Source organism: Erwinia sp. BNK-24-b, assembly GCF_047456155.1.
GTDB lineage: Bacteria > Pseudomonadota > Gammaproteobacteria > Enterobacterales > Enterobacteriaceae > Erwinia > Erwinia phyllosphaerae.
The window spans coordinates 665,468-689,813 of sequence record NZ_CP179901.1; the positions used below are offsets into that span (position 1 = coordinate 665,468).

Sequence of the window (24,346 nt, forward strand, 5' to 3'; positions counted from 1 at the left end):
CCCGCATGGCGGGGCGCTTTTCTTTTTCTGCCGCTTAATGTCATAAGCGCGTTACGGCTTTCTCACCACTGCCAGAGTTTTGACGGCGTCACAATCGCAGGCAGCGGCACATCCCATTCCGCCACCGGCAGCTTTTCAACCTGCTGGCAGTCGTGCGCCAGGCCAACCGGCAATACGCCATGCTGCTGCCAGTTCTGTAGCGTACGATCGTAAAAACCGCCGCCCATCCCCAGACGCTGCCCATGCTTGTCAAAGGCCACCAGCGGCACCATCATCACATCCAGCTCGTCCAGCGTGGCGAGATTGCGAATATCCAGCGGCGGTTCAGGAATGCGTAGCCGGTTGGGTTTTAGCGGCGTGTCGACGTCATAGCGCAAAAACAGGAGCTGGCCGCGAGAAAAGGGATGCAGTACCGGCAGATAAACTGCCTGCTTGTGCTGCCAGAGTTTGGCAATAAGCGGCCGGGTATTCAGTTCGCCGTCAAAAGACAGGAATAGCGCAATTTTGCGGGCTTGCTGGATGGGCTGGAAATTGAGCGCGTGCTCGGCAACCTGAGTGGCGGCCAGCTGCTGCTGTTCGGGCGTTAAACCGCGCCGTAAGTGACGAACGTGGGTACGAATATCCTGGCGATCGAGAAGGCTAAGGCTCATCGGTTTCACCGTGTCAAAAACAGACGGAAGAGGGGTAATATAACCAGAAAGCACGGGTAAAGCTTACCGGTAAAAAGAAGGGAATCTCCGAGATGCCGCCGCAGGCTGTAACCCTTGAACCCTTGGTTCAAGGTGAGTGTACCGTCATAACCGTCAGGCTTCTCGGACGGACCGAGCATGCACACAGGTTACAGAGCGCCACACTCTGTTTGGTATGAAATATCGGCTCAGGGGACTGGCCCGCTTGCAAACATCTCAGAGAATTTTTTACTTCACCGTTACTCTACCACAGATAACGCTGACGTGTTATTCGAATTGCGTTCCGGTTCTTTCCGTAATGCGACCTTGTTCAAGCAACGCCTGCTCAATGGTCTGCTGTAACATTCGGATACGCTGTTCCATATTACTGGCATAATCCCGAGTCTTCATTTTTTCCTGCGCCAACTCGTGGCAGATGTTCAACGCAGCAATGAATACCAGCTGTTCGGTATTGGTGACTCTAGTGCGAACTTTAAGATCTTGCAACCGTTGATTAAGGTCTTCGGCGGCCAGATTCAGCGCATCTTGCTGTTCAGGCGGACAATTCACTCTTAAGGAACGGCCAAAAATTTGAATATCTACGGGCTGTGCAGACATAAAACCATCCTGACTGATTACTTCGCCGGTAATCTCCCTTGCCGCTCAATGGCTTGGGAGGGGCGCAACTATATCTACCCCTGGCAGAAGAAACAACCCCTTTCTGGAATCAAAGAGGCACCTGGTGGTAGCATAACATGAACTTAACCAGCCAACGATGACCAAAACCTATGTCACTATCAAACACAATGCCGGGCTATGACGCGCTGGCTTCAGCACTGACGCAGCAGGGGGTAGGAATGACCCCCGCTGAAATGCATGGCCTGATCAGCGGAATTCTCTGCGGCGGCAACAAGGATAGTAGCTGGCAGGCTCTGGTTTACGATCTTACCAATGAAGGAATGGCGTTCTCGCAGACGCTGGCTCAGCCGCTGGCGCAGCTGCATCAGGGCATTGGCGATACGCTGGAAGACGAGGGCTTCCTGTTCCAGCTTTATCTGCCGGAAGATGACGACATCACCGTTTTCGATCGCGCCGATGCGCTGGCAGGCTGGGTAAACCACTTTCTGCTTGGCCTGGGCGTATCGCAGCCTAAGCTTGATAAGGTGAAAGGCGAAACCGGCGAAGCGATTGACGATCTGCGTACTATCGCCCAGCTCGGCTATGATGAAGATGAAGACCAGGAAGAGCTGGAACAGTCGCTGGAAGAGGTGATTGAGTATGTGCGCGTAGCCGCGCTGCTCTGCCATGAGACCTTTACCCATACCGCGCCGACAGCGGTGGAAGTGAAAAAACCGACTCTGCACTAAGCGACCACCCGCATTCAGGAGAAGCTGATGACACAGCAAGAGTTTGTGCGCCGTCGCCAGGCGCTGCTGGCAAAAATGGTACCGGCCAGCGCGGCAGTCATCTTTGCCGCGCCGGAAGCGACACGCAGCAACGACAGTGAGTATCCTTATCGTCAAAACAGCGATTTCTGGTACTTCACCGGCTTTAACGAGCCGGAAGCGGTGCTGGTGCTGATTAAAAGCGCGGAAAACCACAGCCACAGCGTGCTGTTTAACCGCGTCCGCGATCTCACCGCAGAGGTCTGGTTTGGCCGTCGTCTGGGCCAGGATGCCGCGCCGGAAAAGCTCTCTGTCGATCGCGCATTGCCTTACGACGCTATCAGCGAGCAGCTTCCCCAGCTGCTGAACGGCCTGGATGTGGTTTATCACGCGCAGGGCCTGTTTGCCGAAGCCGACGCGCTGTTATTCGGCGCGCTGGAAAAGCTACGTCGCGGCGCTCGTCAAAATCTGTCGGCACCGGCAACGCTAACCGACTGGCGCCCCTGGGTGCACGAAATGCGGCTGTTTAAATCGCCGGAAGAGCTGGCTGTCCTGCGTGAAGCCGGACGCATCAGCGCGCTGGCGCACACGCGGGCGATGCAGCAGTGCCGCCCCGGCATGTTTGAATATCAGCTTGAAGGCGAAATTCAGCATGAATTCAATCGTCACGGCGCACGCTTTCCCTCCTACAACACCATTGTGGGGTCCGGGGAGAACGGCTGCATCCTGCACTACACCGAAAACGAATCCAGAATGCGCGACGGCGATCTGGTGCTGATTGATGCAGGCTGCGAGCTGAAAGGCTACGCGGGCGATATCTCACGCACCTTTCCGGTAAACGGAAAGTTTACTGCTCCTCAACGCGCGGTTTATGACATCGTGCTGGCTTCGCTTTATCGGGCGCTGGCGCTGTTTCGTCCGGGCACCAGCATCCGTGAAGTCAATGCAGAGGTCGTACGGATCATGGTCACGGGCCTGGTTGAGCTGGGCGTGATGAAAGGGGATGTCGACACGCTGATTGCGGAACAGGCGCACCGGCAGTTTTATATGCACGGCCTGAGCCACTGGCTGGGGCTGGACGTACACGACGTCGGCTTCTACGGTAACGAGCGCGATCGCAAGCTGGAGCCAGGCATGGTATTAACCGTGGAGCCGGGGCTTTATATCGCGCCGGATGCGGATGTGCCGGTAGAATACCGCGGTATCGGCATTCGTATTGAAGATGACATTGTTATCACCAAAGACGGTAACGAAAACCTCACCGACAGCGTAATCAAAGAGGCGGATGAGATTGAGGCCCTGATGGCGGCGGCTAACACACGATGAGCATTATTATTGCAGGAGGCGGCATGGCGGGCGCCACGCTGGCGCTGGCAATTTCCCATCTAACCCGTGGGAAGCTGGCCGTCACGCTGGTTGAAGCGAGGGAGCCTGCATCCAGGATGCATCCCGGCTACGATGGTCGGGCGATCGCGCTGGCTGACGGCACCTGCCAGCAGCTGGCGGCAATTAATCTCTGGCCCGCCATTAAAGCCTGCGCCACGCCGATTACGCATGTTCACGTCAGCGATCGCGGCCACGCCAGTTTTGTTTCGCTGGATGCCGAAGACTATGGCATCCCCGCGCTGGGCCAGGTCGTAGAGCTACACGATATGGGCCAGCGGCTGTTTGCGCTGCTGCAAAAGGCGCCAGGCGTGCGCATTGTCTGCCCGGCGAAGGTTGCCAGCGTCGAGCGCAGCCAGCAGCAGGTCAGCGTAATGCTGGATAACGGCGAATCGCTGTCGGCACAGCTTCTGGTGGCCGCCGACGGTTCCCGTTCGGCCGTCGCCGCGTCGTGCGGCATACAGTGGCAGGCTCAGGACTATCAGCAGATCGCCGTTATCGCTAACGTTTCAACTTCGCAGCCGCATCTGGGCCGGGCATTTGAACGTTTTACCGAGCACGGCCCGCTGGCGCTGCTGCCGATGTCGCAAGGGCGCAGCTCGCTGGTCTGGTGTCATCCGCTGGCGCAAAAAGAGCGCGTTGACGGCTGGAGCGACAGCCAGTTCCTGCACGAACTTCAGCGGGCCTTTGGCTGGCGGCTGGGGCGGATTACCCACGTGGGGCAGCGCCATAGCTATCCACTGACGCTGCAATCCGCCTCGCAGCATGTTTCACATCGTCTTGCCCTGGTGGGGAACGCCGCACAAACGCTGCATCCGATTGCCGGCCAGGGCTTTAATTTAGGCATCCGTGACGTTATGTCGCTGGCGGAGAACGTAGCGGCGGCCTGGCGGGCGCAGCAGGACGTCGGTAGCTACAGCGTACTGCAGCAGTATCAGCAGCGCCGCCAGCCGGATGCCCTTACTACTATCGGGATAACCGACAGTCTGGTCAGGCTGTTTGCTAACCGCTACACGCCGCTGGTTCTGGGGCGAAATCTGGGCCTGATGGTGATGGATTCGCTGCCGCTGGTGCGTAATTTGCTGGCCGAGCGCACGTTGGGCTGGGTCGAGCGTTAAGGAGAAAGCAGTGATGCAAACCTATGATGTTATTGTTGCCGGAGGCGGCATGGTTGGCCTGACCGTCGCCTGCGGATTACAGGGTAGCGGCCTGAAGGTTGCCGTGCTGGAGCGGGAAACGCCACGGGCAGAGGAGAAGGACGTCGCGCCTGCGCTGCGGGTTTCGGCTATCAATGCCGCCAGCGAGCGTCTGCTGCAGCACCTTGGCGTCTGGAGCGCCATCCTGGGCCGCCGAGCCAGCGCTTATCACGGTATGGAAGTCTGGGATCGCGACAGCTTCGGGCGTATTGAGTTTGATGACGGTCAGCAGGGGCTGACGCATCTGGGACATATCGTGGAAAACACGGTGATCCACCAGGCGCTCTGGCAGAAAGCCAGCGAATCCAGCGATATCACGCTAATTTCGCCTGCCGGATTGCAACAGGTTGCCTTTGGCGACAACGAAGCTTTCGTTACCCTGAGCGACGGTACCATGATGACGGCGCGCCTGCTGGTGGCGGCCGATGGGGCAAACTCCTGGCTGCGTAACAAAGCGGATATTCCCCTGACGTTCTGGGATTACGACCATCATGCGCTGGTCGCTAACATCCGTACTGACCAGCCGCACGATGCCGTTGCGCGCCAGGTTTTTCACGGTGAAGGCATTCTGGCGTTCCTGCCGCTCAGCGACCCGCATCTTTGCTCAATTGTCTGGTCGCTACCGCCGCAGGAAGCGACACGCCTGCAATCGATGCCGGAAGAGGTTTTCAACCAGCAGCTGTCCGTGGCCTTTGATATGCGCCTGGGGCTGTGCAAGCTTGAAAGCGAACGTAAAACGTTTCCGCTGATGGGCCGCTACGCACGCAACTTTGCGGCGCATCGTCTGGCGCTGGTTGGCGATGCCGCCCACACCATTCATCCGCTGGCGGGTCAGGGCGTTAATCTGGGCTTTATGGACGCCGCCGAGCTGATTGGCGAAGCTAAGCGTCTGCATCAGCAGGGTAAGGACATTGGCCAGCATCTTTATCTCAGGCGCTACGAGCGCAGCCGCAAACACAGTGCGGCCGTGATGCTCGCCAGCATGCAGGGCTTTCGCGAGCTGTTTAAGGGAAATAACCCGGCGAAAAAGCTGCTGCGTGATATCGGTCTGAGCCTGGCCGATAACCTGCCCGGCGTGAAGCCGCGTCTGTTAAAGCAGGCGATGGGGCTAAATGACCTGCCGGAGTGGTTACGCTAGCTGTAGCCAGCCGGTGCCGCTAACAGCAGGCTATGCTGCTGGCGGCAAACCCTCTTTACGTCCTTTCTCTTTTACCTGCATTTTTCTGACAGCACGAGAGCGGCATGGCCCTTCAGGCCACGCCGTCCGTAGCGCTTTTACCGAACGGCTGACGTGCTTCAGGCTCATCTGTATCCGGGAAGATTTCGGTTTTTTCACTACGGTGGTGCATCGCGCCCTAAAGCCGTGCTTCGTTTGAAAAATTCTAATTTAGCCACTCTCTTCGCATTACTTTTTTTTATCCATTATGAAAATTCACAAAGCAGATTTTTATCCAGGTTCTCTATAAACCTTACTTTTATGCTGATTATATGGCTAATTAATAACAAATGAGCTGATATATTCGCCACAATCTGGTTTAAATCTCTACGCGTGCCTTAGCGTAAAAAAAGCGGCACGGATCGCCATCCCCGGTTTAACTTATGGTTAACGGCCGCTTTCGGTGATAAGTTCGCAGGCAGAGATATCGTTTGCGCCAGGCCGTTAGCGACTGGAGCAGAGACCGGATAACTTGCCTGAAGGAATGATATGACTCAGCAAACACCTTTGTTCGAACAGCATCAGGCCTGCGGCGCGCGCATGGTGGACTTTCATGACTGGATGATGCCGCTGCACTACGGCTCACAGATGGATGAACACCACGCGGTACGCGGCAAAGCCGGTATGTTTGACGTTTCGCACATGACCATTGTCGATTTACACGGCGTCCGCACCCGCGAATTTCTGCGCTATCTGCTTGCCAACGACGTTGCCAAACTTACCCAGCCGGGCAAGGCCCTTTATACCGCCATGCTTAACGCGTCGGCTGGCGTAATTGACGATCTGATTGTTTACTTTATGACCGAGGACTATTTCCGGCTGGTGGTGAATTCCGCCACCAGAGAAAAAGATCTCGCATGGATCGAGCAGCAGGCTGAATCCTTTAGCGTAACGCTAACCGAGCGTAACGATCTGGCGCTTATCGCCGTTCAGGGGCCGGAAGCGCAGGCGATAGTGCAAACGCTGCTTGACGATTCCCAGCGCCAGGCCGTCAGCGGCATGAAACCGTTTTTTGGCGTCCAGGCGGGCGAGCTGTTTATCGCCACGACGGGCTACACGGGCGAGGCCGGCTATGAAATTGCGCTGGCCAACGAGCAGGCTGCGGATCTCTGGCAGAAGCTGCTGGCGGCAGGCGTAAAACCGGCGGGACTGGGTGCCCGCGATACGCTTCGCCTGGAAGCCGGGATGAATTTATACGGCCAGGAGATGGATGAGAGTGTCTCGCCGCTGGCCGCCAACATGGGCTGGACGATAGCCTGGCAGCCAGCCGACCGTGATTTTATTGGCCGCGAAGCGCTGGAAGTGCAGCGAGAAAAAGGCACGGAACAGCTGGTCGGCCTGGTGATGACGGAAAAAGGCGTGTTGCGCAACGGCCTGCCGGTGCGCTTTATCGATGCCGCCGGAAACCTACAGGAAGGCGTCATTACCAGCGGCTCTTTTTCACCCACCTTAGGCTACAGCATCGCGCTGGCCCGCGTTCCTGGAGGCATTGGCGAGCAGGCGATTGTACAGATCCGCAACCGTGAAATGCCGGTCAAAGTCACTAAACCCGTTTTCGTTCGCGCCGGTAAGCCGGTGGTGTAAAAAAGCAGCGTCTCGCGGTGCATAATAATTCAGGAGAAAGAGCGATGAGCAACGTGCCAAACGAATTGAAATACCGTGAAAGCCACGAGTGGGTGCGTAAAGAAGCCGACGGCACCTATACCGTGGGGATCACCGAACATGCGCAGGAACTGCTGGGCGACATGGTTTTCGTCGATCTGCCGGACGTCGGCAGCACCTACAGTCAGGGGGATGACTGTGCGGTAGCCGAATCGGTCAAAGCCGCTTCGGATATCTATGCGCCTCTCAGTGGTGAAATCGTCGAGGTTAACAGCGCGCTGGATGGTGAGCCGGAGCTGGTCAACAGCGCACCCTATGCAGAAGGCTGGCTGTTCCGCCTTAAGGCCAGCGATGACAGCGAGCTGGATCGGCTGATGGATGCGGACGCATACAAAACCAGCATCGACGAGTAAACCGACACCTTTACCGGCAGGAGGCTCACCGCCTCCTTCACGCCTTTGCCCGATTCAGGATTTACCGCTAATGACTACTCTCAGCCAGCTTGAACATACCGGCGCTTTTATCGAACGCCATATCGGCCCGTCACCAGCGCAGCAGGAAGCAATGCTAAACGCTGTCGGCGCAGCTTCTCTTTCCGACCTGATCGCCGCCATTGTTCCGGCGGATATTCAGCTGCCGGGCGCGCCAGCCATTGGCGATGCCGCAACGGAACATCAGGCGCTTGCCGAGCTGAAGGCGATTGCCAGCCGCAATCTGCGCTATAAATCCTGTATCGGCATGGGCTATACGCCGGTGCTGACGCCGCCCGTCATCCTGCGCAACATGCTGGAAAATCCCGGCTGGTACACCGCCTATACCCCTTACCAGCCTGAAGTTTCCCAGGGCCGTCTGGAAGCGCTACTGAATTTCCAGCAGGTCACGCTGGATTTAACCGGGCTGGATATCGCTTCCGCCTCGCTGCTGGATGAGGCGACCGCCGCCGCAGAAGCGATGGCGATGGCAAAGCGCGTCAGCAAGCTGAAAAACGCCAACCGCTTTTTTGTCGCCGAAGATATTCATCCGCAAACGCTGGACGTGGTGCGCACGCGCGCGGAAACGTTTGGCTTTGAAGTGCTGGTAGGCCAGGCGGAAAAAGCACTGGAGCAGGAAGATCTGTTTGGCGTTCTGCTTCAGCAGGTTGGTACGACGGGTGAAGTCCATGACTACACCACGCTTATCGGCGAACTGAAGGCGCGCAAAGTTTTGGTCAGCGTGGCTGCAGATTTTATGTCGCTGGTACTGTTGGAAGCGCCGGGCAAGCAGGGCGCGGATATCGTTTTTGGTTCAGCACAGCGCTTTGGCGTTCCTATGGGCTACGGCGGGCCGCACGCGGCTTTCTTTGCCGCGCGTGATGAATATAAACGTTCGATGCCGGGCCGCATTATCGGCGTATCGCGGGATGCCGCAGGTAATACGGCATTGCGCATGGCGATGCAGACGCGCGAACAGCATATCCGCCGTGAAAAGGCGAATTCCAATATCTGTACTTCACAGGTGCTGTTAGCCAATATCGCCAGCCTTTACGCCGTTTTTCACGGCCCACACGGCCTGAAGCGCATCGCTTCCCGTATTCATCGCCTGACCGACATTCTTGCCGCCGGGCTGCAAAAGGGCGGGCTGACGCTGCGCCATCAAAGCTGGTTCGACACGCTGACCGTTGAGGTTGCCGATAAGGCCGCCGTGCTGGACAGGGCGCTGAGCTTTGGCATCAATCTGCGCGGCGATATCGACAAGGCAGTAGGCATCACGCTGGATGAAACCACGCTGCGTGAAGACGTGGCGGCGCTGTTTTCCGTGCTGCTGGGTGAAAATCACGGGCAGGATATCGATGAGCTGGACAAAGCCGTTGTTGAAGGCGTCTCCGTGCCTGCCGCTATGCTGCGTAAAGATGCCATCCTGAGCCATCCGGTTTTTAACCGCTATCACAGCGAAACCGAGATGATGCGTTATATGCACAGCCTGGAGCGGAAAGATTTGGCGCTGAACCAGGCGATGATCCCGCTCGGCTCCTGCACTATGAAGCTTAACGCGGCGGCAGAAATGATCCCTATTACCTGGCCAGAATTTGCCGAGCTGCATCCCTTCTGTCCGGTCGATCAGGCAGCGGGCTATTTGCAGATGATCGGCCAGCTGTCGCAATGGCTGGTGCAGCTAACCGGTTACGATGCGCTGTGCATGCAGCCAAACTCTGGCGCGCAGGGCGAATATGCCGGTTTACTGGCTATCCGGCGCTATCACGAAAGCCGCAATGAAGGCGGTCGGCATATTTGCCTGATCCCCAGTTCGGCACACGGCACCAATCCTGCCTCCGCGCAGATGGCCGGTATGGCGGTAGTCGTGGTCGCCTGTGACAAACAAGGCAATATCGATCTGCACGATTTACGGCTGAAGGCGGAGCAGGCTGGCGACGCGCTGTCCTGCATTATGGTGACCTATCCGTCCACGCACGGCGTATATGAAGAAACTATCCGCGAAGTTTGCCAGATCGTTCATCAGTACGGCGGCCAGGTTTATCTGGACGGGGCCAATATGAACGCGCAGGTTGGCATTACCACGCCTGGCTATATTGGCGCGGATGTTTCGCATCTTAATCTGCATAAAACTTTCTGTATTCCGCACGGCGGCGGCGGGCCGGGCATGGGGCCGATTGGCGTGAAAGCGCATCTGGCACCTTTTGTGCCGGGCCACAGCGTGGTGCAGCTTGATGAGGTGCTGACGCAGCAGGGCGCCGTTTCTGCCGCGCCGTTTGGTAGCGCTTCTATCCTGCCAATCAGCTGGATGTATATCCGCATGATGGGTGCAGAAGGGTTAAAACAGGCCAGCTCGGTGGCGATTTTAAACGCTAACTATATCGCTACGCGGCTGAAGTCGGCTTATCCCATTCTCTATACCGGTCGCGACGATCGCGTGGCGCACGAATGCATTCTGGATATTCGTCCGCTGAAAGAGCAAACCGGTATCAGCGAGCTGGATATCGCCAAGCGTTTGATTGATTACGGTTTTCACGCGCCGACCATGTCTTTCCCGGTAGCCGGAACGCTGATGGTGGAGCCAACAGAATCGGAAAGCAAAGTCGAGCTGGATCGCTTTATCGATGCCATGCTGGCTATCCGCATGGAGATCGACCGCGTGGCCGAAGGCGAATGGCCAGCGGACGACAACCCGCTGGTTAACGCGCCGCATACGCAAAAAGAGCTTGTCGGCGAATGGGCACATCCTTATACGCGTGAGCTGGCGGTGTTCCCGGCAGGCAGCGATAATAAATACTGGCCAACCGTAAAACGTCTGGACGATGTTTACGGCGATCGAAATCTGTTTTGCTCCTGTCTGCCAATGAGCGAATATGAGTAAGGCGCGCGTTGCTGGCTGATTTCATTATAAAATCAGAGCACGCTTCAGGTTTATCCTCACGTTAAGGGCACTCAGGTGCCCTTTGTCATATTCGGGCCATCTCAGGAGAGTAAAAGTGAAAACGGCTTTAGTGACCGGCGGCAGCCGGGGGATTGGGCGTGCAACGGCCCTACTGCTGGCCGATCAAGGCTATCAGGTTGCGGTGAACTATCACCAGCGCAAAGCAGCAGCGGAAGAAGTTGTTGCGCTAATCCACCAGCGGGGAGGCAAAGCTTTCAGCATTCAGGCAGACATTGCGAATGAAGCTCAGGTTGTTGCCATGTTTAAGCTGCTTGATGAGCAGGGCGCTCGCCTGCATGCGCTGGTTAACAATGCCGGTATTCTCTTTCGCCAGGCCAGCGTCGAAGAGCTTAGCGCAGAACGAATTAGTCGTGTTTTTGCGACCAATGTTACCGGCACTTTTCTCTGTTGTCGGGAGGCGGTAAAGCGGATGAGCCAGCAGCATGGAGGGCAAGGCGGGGCGATAGTCAATGTTTCCTCTGCCGCCGCCAGAACGGGAGCGCCTTATGAATATGTCGACTACGCCGCTTCGAAAGGCGCAGTGGATACGTTGACTAAAGGGCTGTCGCTTGAAGTGGCGGCGCACGGAATTCGGGTTAACGGCGTACGGCCGGGATTTATTTATACTGATATGCACGCTGACGGCGGCGAGCCGGGCAGGGTAAATCGCGTTGCGCCAGCTATTCCCATGCGGCGCGGTGGTCAGCCGGAAGAGATAGCCCGGGCAATTTACTGGCTACTGAGCGACGAAGCTTCTTATATTACCGGCACTATTATTGACGCAGCAGGTGGTCGTTAACGCTGTTACAACGCATGCTGCTTAAGCTAACAAACTGTTTTAATTTATTTAAAAACGGTTACAGGCCTTCACACTTTATTTAAGCTTACACTTGTACACTGAAATCGCTCTCGACTAAGCTAAACGTGCGCATTTTCGGACGGGCCGGTAAAGACAGCGAACAGAATTTGTGCGCCTTATCCAGCCCGTCTTTTCGCTTCACATTAGGGAGAGGACAACTATGGCTAATAAAAGGCTGGAGGGCTACTCGGTAGCCGAAGAAATAGCCAACAGCATCAGCCACGGTATCGGGTTTATCTTCGGTATTGTGGGCCTGGTGCTTTTGCTGTCGCAGGCTATGGATATGCAGGCAAATGCCATCGCCATTACCAGCTATAGCCTGTATGGCGGCAGCATGATCCTGCTGTTTCTGTCTTCCACCCTTTATCACGCGATCCCCCATCCGCGTGCGAAATACTGGCTGAAAAAGCTGGACCACTGCGCTATTTACCTGCTGATAGCCGGTACCTATACGCCTTTCCTGCTGGTGGGCCTGAAATCGCCGCTGGCGCACGGTCTGATGGTGGTGATCTGGAGCCTGGCGCTGGCTGGCGTGCTGTTTAAGCTGGCGTTTGTGCATCGCTTCGAAGCGCTGTCGGTGACTACCTACCTGCTGATGGGCTGGCTGTCGCTGGTGGTGATTTATCAGCTGGCGATCAAACTGTCGGCGGGGGGCGTCTGGCTACTGGCGGCGGGCGGGATTATCTATTCGCTGGGCGTTATTTTTTACGTCTCGAAGCGCATTCCCTATAACCACGCTATCTGGCACGGCTTTGTGCTCGGCGGCAGCATTTGCCACTTTCTGGCAATTTACTTCTACGTTTCATAAAAAAGGGGCCAGATGGCCCCTTACTGCTCTTAAGCCAGCGAGTAGGGGAGCGGCTGGATAGTCAGGCTGCCGCCTTCATCACCCTGCACGCGTAGCTCCGTCTCCGCTTCCAGATCGTTATTCAGCACGGCCTGCACCCAGACTTCGCCATTATCCAGCTGGCAGGCGGCAAGAATAGTGCCGGTACGTCGCCAGTTATCACCCAGCTTCATCTCCAGCGAATCAGCGGCGACGGGTACTTTACCGGCGCTACCGGCCAGCCAGTATAACGCTCGCTTGTTGGCACCGCGAAACTTCGCGCGGGCGACCATCTCCTGACCTGTATAGCAGCCTTTTTTAAAGCTGATAGCGTCCAGCGCCTGCATATTGGTGGCCTGAGGGATAAACTGCGCGCTGTTTGCCGCATCGATAATCGGCAAACCCGCTTCGATATTCAGCGCCAGCCACTGCGAACTGTCGGTCAGCTGAGCCTGGCCATCCAGCGCCTCGCGTAAGGCCAGTGCCTTATCACGGCTGACAATCAACAAAAAGCGTTCTGTCGGGGCCGCAAACCACAACAGCGTGGCGTCATCCTGCTGGATAACGGGATTTTCAGCATCCGGCAACGCGGTAAACAACGGCGCAAGCGCTGCGCGAACCTGAAATCCGGCTGCGCCAAGCAGCACGGCTTCATCATCCGCCTCAATCGCGACTTTGGCGAACACGGCATATTTCTTCAGTTCGGTAATTTGCGTATCGCGCAGGCTGCGGCGCTCAAGATAGGCCAGCCCTTCTCCACGATGAAACAGGCGCAAATTGCTCCACATTTTTCCTTTCGCATCACAATGGGCGGCAGGCAAATGCGCATTAGCGCCCAGCGCGGCGACGTCCAGCGTTAGCTGTCCCTGCAAATAGCTGATGCGATCGGCTCCGGTCACATTTACCAGCGCCCACTCTTCCAGCGAAATCAGCGTAAGCGGCAGACGAGCGGAGGCCGCAGGTTGACGAGGCGGGAAAGATAAAATCGGCATAGCGGATTCCTGAATGTAAGATAAACCTGTCTTTCAATGTTAAAAGAGCCGTCCGGCTTTGCAACCAGTTTTCTGAAAACGGCGCACAAAAGGCGCGGCAACTCTGCAACCGGTGCAACTACCTTGCGAAGCATGCTGCAAACGCAAACTGAGCCATCAACATTACCCTGAAAAAGCGCTACACTAGCGGCCATCTTTCACTGACTGACGATGGAAAGCATGGATATTAACAATAAAGCTCGTGTGCAGTGGGCGTGCCGTCGCGGCATGCGCGAACTGGATATCTCTATCATGCCTTTTTTCGAGTTCGAATATGATCACCTGAGCGACAGCGAAAAACAGGTTTTTGTACGGCTGCTGGAAAGCGACGACCCCGACCTGTTTAACTGGATGATGAATCACGGCGAACCGGCCGATCCTGAATTAAAAAGCATGGTTAATCTGATCCAACAGCGAAACCAGCAGCGTGGACCTGTGGCGTTCTGAGCTGCGCGTCTCCTGGCGCGCGCAGTGGCTGTCGCTGCTGCTGCACGGCCTGGTTATGCTGATGCTGTTGCTGGCACCCTGGCCAACAAACTTAACGGCGGTCTGGCTGCTGCTGCTGACGCTGGTCGTCTTTGAGTGTATACGTAGCCAGCGGCGTATCGGCAGCCGCGAGGGCGATATCGCGTTACTGGAGCATCGCCAGCTGCGGTGGCGGCAGAAAAACTGGCAGATATGCGCCAGACCCTGGATGACACGCCAGGCGATTCTGCTGGCGCTGCGTTCGGCGAAGGGCGAGCGGGAAAAACTGTGGCTGCTGCGTGACAGCATGAGCGAAGCAGAATGGCGGCAGCTGCGTCAAAAACTGCTTACCGCTGGCTGAACCGAAGCGGGTGAACGTGTGACCCGGACGCGCTCATTTTCTGGCCTGCTTACAGCGAGGCGGCCATTTCGGTCAGGATCTGTTCGCACCACTGCGCGATACGTTCATCCGTCTGGTCAAACTGGTTGACGTCATCCAGCGCCAGGCCAACAAAACTGTTGCCGTCGGCGGTCAGCGGTTTCTTGCTGATAAACTCGTAGCCTTCGTTCGGCCAGTAGCCAACGAATTTTACGCCCAGCGGCAGCAGGATTTCATGCAGCATGCCCAGCGCGTCCAGGAACCACTCGCTGTATTCGGCCTGGTCGCCCATACCGTAAAGCGCGACGACTTTATCCCGCAGGTTGAGCGTAGGGAGCTCGTTCCAGATGGTTTCCCAGTCCTCCTGGAGCTCGCCAAAATCCCAGGTAGGAATGCCCAGGATCAGCATATCGTACTGCTCCATCAGCCGTGGCGAATCATCTTTCAGATTGTGTAGCGTCACCAGATCTTCACCAATAAAATCGCGGATTTTTTCCGCCGCCATTTCGGTGTAACAGGTGCTGGAACCGTAAAAAAGGCCGATGTTCATACGCGGTTTACTCAATTCTCCTGGTTCAATGGCGCGAATTATATCAGAATTGGGCTTTGGCGGCGTGTCCGTCTGGCCGGCAGAAAAGGGGACGACGTGCAGGACAGCGATCTTATCGAACAGTTTCTTGATGCCCTGTGGATCGAGCGCAATCTTGCGGAAAATACGGTGGCCTCCTATCGTCTTGATCTGATGTCGCTGGTCAACTGGCTGGCACACCATCAAACAGATTTGCGGCAGGTAGAAAGCAGCGGACTGCAAAACTTTCTCGCCGAGCGCGTCGAGGGCGGCTATAAGGCCAGCAGCTCGGCCCGCTTGCTCAGCGCCATGCGCCGTCTGTTCCAGTATCTCTATCGGGAAAAGCTGCGTGAGGACGATCCCAGCGCGCTGCTGGCCTCGCCAAAGCTGCCGCAGCGGTTGCCGAAAGATCTTAGCGAAGCGCAGATCGAGCGGCTGCTGCAGGCACCTTCTACGGAGATCCCGCTGGAGCTGCGCGATAAGGCCATGCTGGAGCTGCTCTATGCCACCGGCCTACGCGTTACCGAACTGGTAAGCCTGACGCTAAATAACGTCAGTCTGCGCCAGGGCGTGGTTCGCGTTATCGGCAAAGGCGATAAGGAACGGCTGGTGCCGCTGGGTGAGGAAGCCCTGCACTGGCTGGAACACTACCTTGAGCATGGCCGCCCGTGGCTACTGAACGGCCAGACGCTGGACGTGCTTTTTCCCAGCAGCCGAGCGCAGCAGATGACCCGGCAAACGTTCTGGCACCGCATCAAGCATTACGCTCTGCTGGCGGGTATCGACAGCGAAAAGCTTTCGCCCCACGTGCTGCGCCACGCTTTTGCCACGCATCTGCTGAACCACGGGGCCGATCTGCGTGTCGTACAGATGCTTTTAGGGCACAGCGATTTATCCACAACGCAGATTTATACTCATGTTGCTACCGAACGACTGCGGCAGCTACATCAACAGCATCATCCGCGCGCATAAGGCGCAGATTACATGGCCCGCTTACTAAGGCCCAAGGATAATAAATGAAACAGCGTTACCTTTTACTTTCTCTGCTGATGGCGGCTGGCCTTGCCCAGGCTGACGATGCGGCCATTAAACAATCCCTGGCGAAGCTGGGACTGCAGCAGATGGAGATTCAGCCGTCCACTTTGCCCGGGATGAAAACCGTACTGACCGAAAGCGGCGTGCTTTATGTTACCGAAGACGGAAAACAGTTTATTCAGGGGCCGCTGTACGACGTCAGCGGCAGCCAGCCGGTCAACGTGACCAACAAACTGCTGGAGAAAAAAGTCGAGGCTTTAAGCGGCGAAATGATCGTGTATAAAGCGCCAAAAGAGCAGCATGTCATTACGGTATTTACCGATATCACCTGCGGCTACTGCCACAAACTGCATTCGCAAATGGCAGACTACAACGCGCTGGGCATCACCGTGCGCTACCTGGCTTTCCCGCGTGAAGGCATGAACGGCCAGGTTGCTAAAGATATGAAGTCCGTCTGGTGCGCGGCCGATCGCAGAAAAGCGTTTGATGCAGCGATGAAAGGCGAAGCGGTAACGGCAGCAGATTGCAAAATCGATCTGGCTAAGCAGTACCAGCTGGGCATTTTGTACGGTATTCAGGGTACGCCGGCTATTCTGCTGCAAAACGGCATGATGATCCCGGGCTATCAGGGGCCGCAAGAGATGAAGAAGCTGCTTGATAGCCAGAAAGCGGGCGGCTGAACCCGGTGAAAGGCAAAACTGAATTACGCCGCCGTGTAGCGGTGCAGGAGAGCGAGCTTCCCGATATTCATCCTCTGTTGCGTCGGCTTTACGCGCATCGCGGCGTTAAGCAGGCTGTCGAACTGGAGCGCGGCGCGAAAAATCTGCACGCCTTCCACTCGCTCAGCGGTATTGAGCGGGCGGCGGAAATTCTGCAAAAAGCCATCGCGGATAATCTGTGCATCATGATCGTCGGCGATTTCGATGCCGATGGTGCCACCAGCACCGCGCTGACCGTGCTGGCGCTACGCAGCATGGGCGGCCGCAATATTAAATACCTGGTGCCAAACCGCTTTGACGACGGTTACGGCCTGAGCCCGGAAGTGGTGGAGCAGGCGGCGGCGCGCGGCGCGCAGCTGATTATCACCGTGGATAACGGCATCTCTTCTCATGCGGGGGTGACTCTGGCGCATGAAAAAGGGATTGCGGTAGTGATTACCGATCACCACCTGCCTGGCGAAACGCTGCCGGATGCCGAAGCCATCGTTAACCCTAATCTTGCCGAAAGCGAATTTCCTTCACGCTCTTTAGCGGGCGTTGGCGTCGCTTTCTATCTGATGCTGGCGCTACGGGCACGACTACGCGATAGCGGCGTGACGACGTTGCCAAATCTCGCCGAGCTGCTGGATCTGGTCGCGTTAGGCACCGTCGCAGACGTTGTGCCGCTGGACGCCAATAACCGTATCCTGGTCTGGCAAGGGCTAAGCCGTATACGCGCCGGGAAATGCCGCGTAGGTATCAGGGCGCTGCTGGAGATCGCCAATCGCGATGCGCGCCAGCTGGCCGCCAGCGATCTGGGTTTCGCGCTTGGGCCACGGCTGAACGCCGCCGGTCGGCTGGACGATATGTCCGTCGGCGTGGCGCTGCTGCTGAGCGAAGATATCGCTCAGGCCCGTATGCTGGCCAGCGAGCTGGATGCGCTGAACCAGACGCGTAAAGAGATTGAGCAGGGCATGCAGACGGAAGCGCTGGCGCTGTGCGACGCGCTGGAGCGCAGCAGCGAAGCCTTGCCGCTCGGTATCGCTATGTACCATCCGGAATGGCACCAGGGCGTGGTCGGCATTCTGGCTTCTCGGCTGAAGGAGCGTTTTCATCGGCCGGTGATCGCTTTTGCTCCTGCCGGTGACGGCACGCTAAAAGGCTCAGGCCGTTCCATTACTGGGCTGCATATGCGTGACGCGCTGGAACGCCTGGACACGCTCTACCCGGGGCTGATTATTAAATTCGGCGGCCACGCGATGGCAGCAGGCTTATCGCTGGAAGCGGACAGGTTCGACGAGTTTCGCCAGCGCTTCGGCGAGCTGATTGGCGAATGGCTGGACGAAGAGTCGTTACAGGGCGTGGTCTGGTCTGACGGCCAGCTGATGGCGCAGGAGCTGACGCTACCCACGGCGGAACTGCTGCGTGAAGCGGGTCCGTGGGGTCAGGCGTTTCCGGAACCGCAGTTCGACGGCAAGTTTAAGCTTATTCAGCAGCGTCTGGTCGGCGAGCGCCATCTGAAAGTGATGCTGGAACCGCTGGGCGGCGGCCCGCTGCTGGACGGTATCGCTTTTAATATTGATACCACGCTCTGGCCCGATCCCAGCGTGAAACAGGTTGAACTGGCCTACAAGCTGGATATCAACGAGTTTCGCGGCAATCGTAGCGTGCAGCTGATTATTGAGCACCTCTGGCCGCTGTAAGACTTGTTAAAAAAGGATAAACCGGGACAGGTTCAGGGAGGAACATGCGGGTTTACATTGATACGGAACTGGACAAAAAACTGCGCAGGCAAAATGTCAGCGATCGTCTTCTTTTTGCTCTGGCCCAGGAAGTTGCGCGAGGCTTAAATGATGGCGAGCTGGTTGCTAACCTGCTCTATAAAAAACGCATTCCTGCGGGAGGGCAGGGACGCCGTGATGGCTTAAGAAGTATCGTCTCTTTTAGAAGGGGAGAAACGCTCTTCTTCATTGACGTTTATAGTAAAAATGAAGTGCCAAAAGGGCAAAAAGAGATACCGGAATGGCTTCTGGAGGCGTATAAAATTACAGCGGGTGATATAATGTCATGGACCGATGAGCAAATTGCCTTGTCCTTAGAGGCGCAAGAATACAGAGAGGTAAATCACGATGTCTGATGACCGTTTGTTAAGAATGCAGCGTAAAGCTGCCAGACTCGCTCAACTGGGATTACTTGAGGCTTCTTCACTGATAAAAATTAACGCATTACATTCTTCCCGGCCGCAGCCCGCACAGGAAAAACAGCCGCGTCATTCTGCAGATAGCCGTCATCCGGTGACAGGGCAGAGCCTGGGCGCAACCAGACTGGCTTTAAATCTTAACCAAAGTAGTGGCCGTGCTACCAGCGCAATTCATAAAATCAAAGCGGACACAACCCAGTCTTCACTAGCAGAAATTAAAAATTTCAGAAAGATTGCTGGCTGAAATAAGAAATATATAAAAGCAGATTTTTAATAAAGTGACCGCGCCGGAAGCGTTATCAGCGTTTCTGGCGGCCCGAAACTCCCTCCTCGCTAAAGCTACAAACCGCCCACAAATTCGGTTAAACTGCATAGTTACATTGCAGACTTTTGAAGATCTAAATCATGTTTGAAATTAATCCGGTAAAGAACCGTATTCAGGATCTCACTGAGCGCAGCAGCGTTCTCAGGGGGTATCTTTGACTACGATGCCAAGAAAGAGCGCCTGGAAGAAGTAAACGCCGAGCTGGAACAGCCGGACGTCTGGAACGAGCCCGAACGCGCGCAGGCGCTGGGCAAAGAGCGTTCCGCGCTGGAAGCCGTCGTTGAAACGCTGGATCAGCTGAGCCAGGGCCTGGATGACGTTTCCGGCCTGCTGGAGCTGGCCGTGGAAGCGGACGACGAAGAGACCTTCAACGAAGCCGTCGCCGAGCTGGACGGGCTGGACAAGAAGCTGGCCGAGCTGGAGTTCCGCCGCATGTTTTCCGGCGAATACGACAGCGCCGACTGCTACATTGATATTCAGGCCGGTTCCGGCGGCACCGAAGCGCAGGACTGGGCCAGCATGCTGGTGCGCATGTATCTGCGCTGGGCAGAGGCGAAAGGCTTCAAAACCGAGATTATCGAAGAGTCAGAAGGCGAAGTGGCCGGCACCAAATCCGCCACGCTGCGCATCAGCGGCGACTACGCTTTTGGCTGGCTGCGTACCGAAACCGGCGTGCATCGCCTGGTGCGCAAAAGCCCGTTCGACTCCGGCGGCCGTCGCCACACCTCTTTCAGCTCCGCGTTTGTTTACCCGGAAGTTGATGACGACATTGATATCGAAATCAACCCGGCCGACCTGCGCATTGACGTTTACCGTGCTTCTGGCGCGGGCGGTCAGCACGTTAACCGTACGGAATCGGCAGTACGTATCACGCACATTCCAACCAATACCGTGACCCAGTGTCAAAACGACCGTTCTCAGCACAAGAACAAAGACCAGGCGATGAAGCAGATGAAGGCGAAGCTGTACGAACTGGAAATGCAAAAGAAAAATGCTGAAAAACAGTCGCTGGAAGATAACAAGTCCGATATCGGCTGGGGCAGCCAGATTCGCTCCTATGTGCTTGACGACTCACGCATTAAGGATCTGCGCACCGGCGTGGAAACCCGTAATACTCAGGCGGTGCTGGACGGCGATCTGGACCGATTTATTGAAGCAAGTTTGAAGGCAGGGCTATAAACATGTCAGAACAACATCCGCAGGGCGCCGACGCCGCGCTGGAACTGAATAACGAACTGAAAGCGCGTCGTGAAAAGCTGGGCTTGCTGCGTGAAAATGGCGTGGCCTTTCCTAACGACTTCCGTCGCGACAATATTTCCGATCGTCTGCACGCTGAATTCGGCGACAAAGAGAATGAAGAGCTGGAGTCGCTGGGCATTGAGGTCAGCGTAGCGGGTCGTATGATGACGCGCCGTATCATGGGCAAGGCGTCATTCGTTACGCTGCAGGACGTCGGCGGCCGCATTCAGCTTTACGTTTCTCGTGACGATCTGGCAGAAGGCATTTATAACGAACAATTTAAAAAGTGGGATCTTGGCGATATCGTCGGCGCCCGCGGTAAGCTGTTCAAAACCAAAACCGGCGAGCTGTCCATTCACTGTAGCGAACTGCGTCTGCTGACCAAAGCGCTGCGCCCGCTGCCGGACAAGTTCCACGGCCTGGCCGATCAGGAAACCCGCTATCGCCAGCGTTACCTGGATCTGATTGCTAACGAAGAATCCCGCAAGACGTTTAAAATTCGTTCGCAGATTATGGCCGGTATCCGCAGCTTTATGGTTGGCCGCGATTTTATGGAAGTAGAAACGCCAATGATGCAGGTGATTCCTGGCGGCGCGTCTGCCCGTCCGTTTATCACTCACCATAATGCGCTGGATATTGATATGTATCTGCGTATCGCGCCAGAACTTTACCTGAAGCGTCTGGTGGTCGGCGGTTTCGATCGCGTGTTCGAAATCAACCGTAACTTCCGTAACGAAGGGATCTCACCGCGCCACAATCCAGAGTTCACTATGATGGAACTCTATATGGCCTATGCGGATTACAAAGACCTGATTGAGCTGACCGAAAGCCTCTTCCGCACGCTGGCGCAGGACGTATTGGGGACTACCGTGGTGCCTTATGGCGATCAGGAGTTCGACTTTGGTAAGCCGTTCGACAAGCTGACCATGAAAGAGGCGATCCAGAAATATCGTCCGGAAACCAACCTGGCCGACCTGGACGACTTTGATAAAGCTTCTGCTATTGCACAGTCGCTGGGCATCAAAATTGAAAAAAGCTGGGGCCTGGGCCGTGTCGTCACGGAGATCTTCGAAGAGACGGCAGAAAGCCACCTGATCCAGCCAACCTTTATCACCGAATATCCGGCAGAAGTTTCGCCGCTGGCGCGTCGTAACGACGTCAATCCGGAAATTACCGATCGCTTTGAATTCTTTATCGGCGGTCGTGAAATCGGTAACGGCTTCTCCGAGCTGAACGATGCGCAGGATCAGGCCGAACGCTTCCTGCAGCAGGTGAACGCGAAGGATGCTGGCGATGACGAAGCGATGTTCTATGACGAAGACTACGTGACGGCACTGGAGCACGGTCTGCCGCCAACGGCGGGTCTGGGTATCGGTATTGACCGTATGGTCATGCTGTTTACCAACAGCCATACCATCCGCGACGTCATTCTGTTCCCGGCGCTGCGTCCGTCAGGCAAGTAAGTTTTCAGCAAGATGTAAACCCTGTCACGCCGACAGGGTTTTTTTTTGCGATGGCGAAAGCGGGTGCCTAAGCCGCGACGAACGATGCTGGCGCGACAACGAACAGTAACGTTGCGCTAAAGCTTCTCAGGCTGCCGTCATCAGGATTTAATGGCCTCATTTAGCCAGTCCTTAAAGCGGGCATAGGGCACATATAAAGAGACGTTTTTATAGAGCGTTTTACCCGTTTTCAGGTCGTTAATCCTGTCGGAATACCCCACGATCACGCCTGCAATAGAATCATCGGAAGCGTTATAAACCGCGCCGCCTGACATTCCCTGCACAACGCCGGCATTGGAGGCCACAACTACGCAGCTCAGCTTGTTCCAGTCATTTTTCAGCCCGGTATTAACCAGATTGGTGCCGGTAGAGGCCACCGGCATGGCTGAAATAAAGCTATAGCCGTAGAGATTGATTTTGTCGCCCATAAAGCCATTGCGGAAATGCGGGGCGGGAACATTGCCGTTTTTGTGGTAAACCACCGCCAGATCGCATTCTGGATGGCGCGACTTAACGCGATACAGTGAATATTTCGCCACGTGTGCCGCCGTCAGGCTGTAATCGGCCGTCAGGGGAATAGTGGTGCCCAGCGTGCCGACGCCGAGAATGGTGGGAATGCCGGTAACGGTCATGTCCACGCGTTTTTCCGCTTCGCTGCTGTACTCATACTTTCCTACCGAGCACCCGGTCATCAACAACACCAGCAGACAGATAGCCAGTCGCATCTTTACTCCCCGAGAATGAATCGATCAAGCACAGCTCAATAAACGCCCGTTGCATCCATCATCGAGGTATCGGCCAACACTCAGAAAACTTTACCTATTTAACCTCAGTTAGCGCCAAAAGATTATCAAATAATTGATAATTTTTCGTAATGGATAACCCCGTTGTTTCTCTGTTACCTGACCGTAATTAGTAAAAAAAGCGCAACATAACGAAAAGTATAGCCAGGCGTACGCACGAAAAATCGGCAGAAAAAGGGTAAAAAAGCGGCCGTATTGCAACGTTTGACGTTTATTATTGCCTTTCAGGCAACATATTGTTGCCTGAAAGAGGGTATAAGTCCCTGACAAGCTGTGCTTTACTTCTTTCTGTGACGTAAATCAAAATTCATGTTTTGTAATATTTTTTTTAACTGAATCTGACGGCCGCTGCTGTACAGGCAGTGAGTGTCCCGTTCTGGAGAGAATAAAATGCCCGTTTCATTACTGGCGCTGGCGCTCAGCGCTTTCGCTATCGGCACCACGGAGTTTGTCATTATGGGGCTGTTGCCGGAAGTGGCTGGTGATTTAAGCGTCACCATTCCTTCCGCAGGCTGGCTGATCAGCGGCTATGCACTTGGCGTGGCGATAGGTGCACCAATTATGGCGCTGCTGACCGCCAGCCTGCCGCGTAAGCGCACGTTAATTTTGCTAATGTCGATTTTTATCGTTGGCAACGTGCTCTGCGCGCTGGCTTATAGCTATAACCTGCTGATGGCAGCGCGCGTGATCACGGCGCTTTGTCACGGGGCTTTCTTTGGCATTGGCTCAGTAGTGGCTGCGAGTCTGGTTGCGCCAGGCAAACAGGCGTCTGCAGTAGCGCTGATGTTCACCGGACTGACGCTGGCTAACGTGCTGGGCGTGCCGTTGGGCACCTGGTTTGGGCAGCTGTTTGGCTGGCGCGCTACCTTTTGGGGCGTGGCGGTCATCGGTATCCTGGCCTTTATCGCGCTGATTGTCAGTTTGCCGACCAACCGCGATGAGAAACCTGTGCATCTGGCCAGCGAAATCGGCGCGTTAGCCAACGGCAAGCTGTGGCTGTCGCTGCTGATGACGGTTTGCTTTGCCGCCGCAATGTTTGCCCTGTTCAGCTATATTGCACCGCTGCTGCTCCAGGTGACCGGCCTGAGCAATAAGGGCGTTAGCTGGACGCTGTTCCTGATTGGCGGCGGGCTGACCGTCGGTAATATCCTGGGCGGTAAGCTGGCAGACTGGAAGGTCTCTTTCAGTTTGATCTTTAGCTTTTCGCTGATTGCGCTGTTCTCGCTGGCGTTCAGCTGGACCAGCCATGCTCCCTGGCTGGCGGAAGTCACGCTGTTCCTGTGGGCGATGGCGACCTTTGCAACCGTGCCTGGCCTGCAAATTAACGTCGTACGCCACGGTAAAGATGCGCCTAATTTGGTTTCTACGCTGAATATTTCGGCTTTTAACCTGGGGAACGCATTTGGTGCCTGGGCGGGCGGCGCGGTGATCGATGGCGGCTACGGCCTGACCTCTGTGCCGGTAGCGGCAGCCGTGCTGGCCGTGATTGGTCTGCTTATTTGTCTGCTGACTTTCCGCCGCAGCAAAGCACAGCGGCAGCCTGCCTGCGCCTGAT

Annotated in this window: 25 protein-coding genes and 1 other RNA gene; 19 read left to right on the forward strand and 7 right to left on the reverse strand. The window is 56.0% G+C overall.

The features are described from left to right. Window positions 1-62 precede the first annotated feature (62 nt). From ACMGGR_RS03100 to zapA, 3 genes are all read right to left on the reverse strand, one after another. The gene (locus ACMGGR_RS03100; protein WP_246760059.1) at window positions 63-650 is read right to left on the reverse strand and encodes a 5-formyltetrahydrofolate cyclo-ligase; all 588 of its coding nucleotides are present in this window, start codon (window positions 648-650) and stop codon (window positions 63-65) included. An 80-nt stretch (window positions 651-730) separates the two neighbouring features. After that, a non-coding RNA gene (gene ssrS / locus ACMGGR_RS03105) (6S RNA) lies at window positions 731-915 on the reverse strand. Window positions 916-956: 41 nt separating this feature from the next. Continuing rightward, window positions 957-1,286 carry a cell division protein ZapA gene (gene zapA, locus ACMGGR_RS03110; RefSeq protein WP_125287340.1) on the reverse strand — a complete coding sequence of 110 codons (330 nt, stop codon included), beginning with the start codon at window positions 1,284-1,286 and terminating at the stop codon, window positions 957-959. A gap of 170 nt (window positions 1,287-1,456) precedes the next feature. Here zapA and ACMGGR_RS03115 point away from each other — a divergent pair, with 170 nt between their 5' ends. From ACMGGR_RS03115 to ubiI, 4 genes are read left to right on the forward strand one after another with little or no spacing between them, the layout of a single operon-like run. Next, window positions 1,457-2,035, forward strand: coding sequence for a YecA family protein (locus ACMGGR_RS03115; RefSeq protein WP_246760060.1), 579 nt, complete (start codon window positions 1,457-1,459; stop codon window positions 2,033-2,035). Window positions 2,036-2,062: 27 nt separating this feature from the next. Further along, window positions 2,063-3,379, forward strand: coding sequence for a Xaa-Pro aminopeptidase (pepP, locus tag ACMGGR_RS03120; protein ID WP_414148136.1), 1,317 nt, complete (start codon window positions 2,063-2,065; stop codon window positions 3,377-3,379). Further along, the gene (ubiH, locus tag ACMGGR_RS03125; protein WP_246760062.1) at window positions 3,376-4,554 is read left to right on the forward strand and encodes a 2-octaprenyl-6-methoxyphenyl hydroxylase; all 1,179 of its coding nucleotides are present in this window, start codon (window positions 3,376-3,378) and stop codon (window positions 4,552-4,554) included. The genes pepP and ubiH overlap by 4 nt, the downstream gene beginning before the upstream one ends. Before the next feature lie 13 nt (window positions 4,555-4,567). After that, entirely contained in the window at window positions 4,568-5,770 is a 1,203-nt protein-coding gene (gene ubiI, locus ACMGGR_RS03130; RefSeq protein WP_414148903.1) for an FAD-dependent 2-octaprenylphenol hydroxylase, read from the forward strand. Between the two features lie 30 nt (window positions 5,771-5,800). Here ubiI and ACMGGR_RS03135 read toward each other — a convergent pair whose 3' ends face one another. Beyond that, entirely contained in the window at window positions 5,801-5,938 is a 138-nt protein-coding gene (locus ACMGGR_RS03135; RefSeq protein WP_414148137.1) for a hypothetical protein, read from the reverse strand. 399 nt (window positions 5,939-6,337) lie between these two features. On the opposite strand from ACMGGR_RS03135, the gene gcvT reads away from it, so the two are divergent. From gcvT to trhA, 5 genes are all read left to right on the forward strand, one after another. Then, window positions 6,338-7,432 (forward strand): glycine cleavage system aminomethyltransferase GcvT, encoded by a 1,095-nt coding sequence (gene gcvT / locus ACMGGR_RS03140; protein ID WP_414148138.1) that lies wholly within the window; start codon window positions 6,338-6,340, stop codon window positions 7,430-7,432. Window positions 7,433-7,476: 44 nt separating this feature from the next. Further along, window positions 7,477-7,863 (forward strand): glycine cleavage system protein GcvH, encoded by a 387-nt coding sequence (gcvH, locus tag ACMGGR_RS03145; protein ID WP_414148139.1) that lies wholly within the window; start codon window positions 7,477-7,479, stop codon window positions 7,861-7,863. A 70-nt stretch (window positions 7,864-7,933) separates the two neighbouring features. Further along, window positions 7,934-10,801 carry an aminomethyl-transferring glycine dehydrogenase gene (gcvP, locus tag ACMGGR_RS03150; protein WP_414148140.1) on the forward strand — a complete coding sequence of 956 codons (2,868 nt, stop codon included), beginning with the start codon at window positions 7,934-7,936 and terminating at the stop codon, window positions 10,799-10,801. Window positions 10,802-10,916: 115 nt separating this feature from the next. Continuing rightward, the gene (locus tag ACMGGR_RS03155; protein ID WP_414148141.1) at window positions 10,917-11,660 is read left to right on the forward strand and encodes an SDR family oxidoreductase; all 744 of its coding nucleotides are present in this window, start codon (window positions 10,917-10,919) and stop codon (window positions 11,658-11,660) included. Window positions 11,661-11,880: 220 nt separating this feature from the next. Further along, a complete protein-coding gene (gene trhA, locus ACMGGR_RS03160) occupies window positions 11,881-12,528 on the forward strand; it encodes a PAQR family membrane homeostasis protein TrhA (RefSeq protein ID WP_414148142.1) in 648 nt (215 codons plus the stop codon). Between the two features lie 29 nt (window positions 12,529-12,557). On the opposite strand, the gene ygfZ is transcribed toward trhA, so the two are convergent. Then, complete coding sequence (ygfZ, locus tag ACMGGR_RS03165; RefSeq protein ID WP_414148143.1) at window positions 12,558-13,538, reverse strand: tRNA-modifying protein YgfZ; 981 nt, start codon at window positions 13,536-13,538, stop codon at window positions 12,558-12,560. A gap of 219 nt (window positions 13,539-13,757) precedes the next feature. On the opposite strand from ygfZ, the gene sdhE reads away from it, so the two are divergent. Both sdhE and ACMGGR_RS03175 read left to right on the forward strand, forming a co-directional pair. Continuing rightward, window positions 13,758-14,024 carry an FAD assembly factor SdhE gene (gene sdhE / locus ACMGGR_RS03170; RefSeq protein ID WP_246760070.1) on the forward strand — a complete coding sequence of 89 codons (267 nt, stop codon included), beginning with the start codon at window positions 13,758-13,760 and terminating at the stop codon, window positions 14,022-14,024. Continuing rightward, window positions 14,005-14,403: a protein YgfX gene (locus ACMGGR_RS03175; RefSeq protein WP_246760071.1), complete on the forward strand. Its 399-nt coding sequence runs from the start codon at window positions 14,005-14,007 to the stop codon at window positions 14,401-14,403. Before sdhE ends, ACMGGR_RS03175 begins: the two co-directional genes overlap by 20 nt. 49 nt (window positions 14,404-14,452) lie before the next feature. Here the strand turns inward: ACMGGR_RS03175 and fldB are convergent, their stop codons facing one another. Next, the gene (gene fldB / locus ACMGGR_RS03180) at window positions 14,453-14,971 is read right to left on the reverse strand and encodes a flavodoxin FldB (protein WP_246760129.1); all 519 of its coding nucleotides are present in this window, start codon (window positions 14,969-14,971) and stop codon (window positions 14,453-14,455) included. Window positions 14,972-15,067: 96 nt separating this feature from the next. On the opposite strand from fldB, the gene xerD reads away from it, so the two are divergent. The 7 genes from xerD (at window position 15,068) to lysS (ending at window position 21,949) form a co-directional block, all read left to right on the forward strand. Further along, window positions 15,068-15,961 carry a site-specific tyrosine recombinase XerD gene (xerD, locus tag ACMGGR_RS03185; RefSeq protein ID WP_246760072.1) on the forward strand — a complete coding sequence of 298 codons (894 nt, stop codon included), beginning with the start codon at window positions 15,068-15,070 and terminating at the stop codon, window positions 15,959-15,961. 44 nt (window positions 15,962-16,005) lie between these two features. After that, on the forward strand, window positions 16,006-16,704 hold the full coding sequence (gene dsbC, locus ACMGGR_RS03190) for a bifunctional protein-disulfide isomerase/oxidoreductase DsbC (protein WP_246760073.1): 699 nt from the start codon (window positions 16,006-16,008) through the stop codon (window positions 16,702-16,704). Window positions 16,705-16,709: 5 nt separating this feature from the next. Beyond that, entirely contained in the window at window positions 16,710-18,425 is a 1,716-nt protein-coding gene (recJ, locus tag ACMGGR_RS03195) for a single-stranded-DNA-specific exonuclease RecJ (protein WP_246760074.1), read from the forward strand. A gap of 44 nt (window positions 18,426-18,469) precedes the next feature. Beyond that, entirely contained in the window at window positions 18,470-18,859 is a 390-nt protein-coding gene (locus ACMGGR_RS03200) for a type II toxin-antitoxin system RelE/ParE family toxin (protein WP_414148144.1), read from the forward strand. Window positions 18,860-18,875: 16 nt separating this feature from the next. After that, window positions 18,876-19,166: a hypothetical protein gene (locus ACMGGR_RS03205; RefSeq protein ID WP_414148145.1), complete on the forward strand. Its 291-nt coding sequence runs from the start codon at window positions 18,876-18,878 to the stop codon at window positions 19,164-19,166. Between the two features lie 161 nt (window positions 19,167-19,327). Beyond that, a protein-coding gene (gene prfB / locus ACMGGR_RS03210; RefSeq protein ID WP_246760077.1) for a peptide chain release factor 2 occupies window positions 19,328-20,426 on the forward strand; the annotation gives its coding sequence in 2 pieces (ribosomal slippage) (window positions 19,328-19,402 and window positions 19,404-20,426; 1,098 coding nt in all). A 2-nt stretch (window positions 20,427-20,428) separates the two neighbouring features. Further along, entirely contained in the window at window positions 20,429-21,949 is a 1,521-nt protein-coding gene (gene lysS / locus ACMGGR_RS03215; RefSeq protein ID WP_414148146.1) for a lysine--tRNA ligase, read from the forward strand. A 140-nt stretch (window positions 21,950-22,089) separates the two neighbouring features. Here lysS and ACMGGR_RS03220 read toward each other — a convergent pair whose 3' ends face one another. Continuing rightward, window positions 22,090-22,713, reverse strand: a complete 624-nt coding sequence (locus tag ACMGGR_RS03220) for a serine protease (protein ID WP_246760079.1) — start codon at window positions 22,711-22,713, stop codon at window positions 22,090-22,092. A 468-nt stretch (window positions 22,714-23,181) separates the two neighbouring features. On the opposite strand from ACMGGR_RS03220, the gene ACMGGR_RS03225 reads away from it, so the two are divergent. Next, window positions 23,182-24,345: an MFS transporter gene (locus ACMGGR_RS03225; protein WP_414148147.1), complete on the forward strand. Its 1,164-nt coding sequence runs from the start codon at window positions 23,182-23,184 to the stop codon at window positions 24,343-24,345. Window position 24,346: the final 1 nt, after the last annotated feature.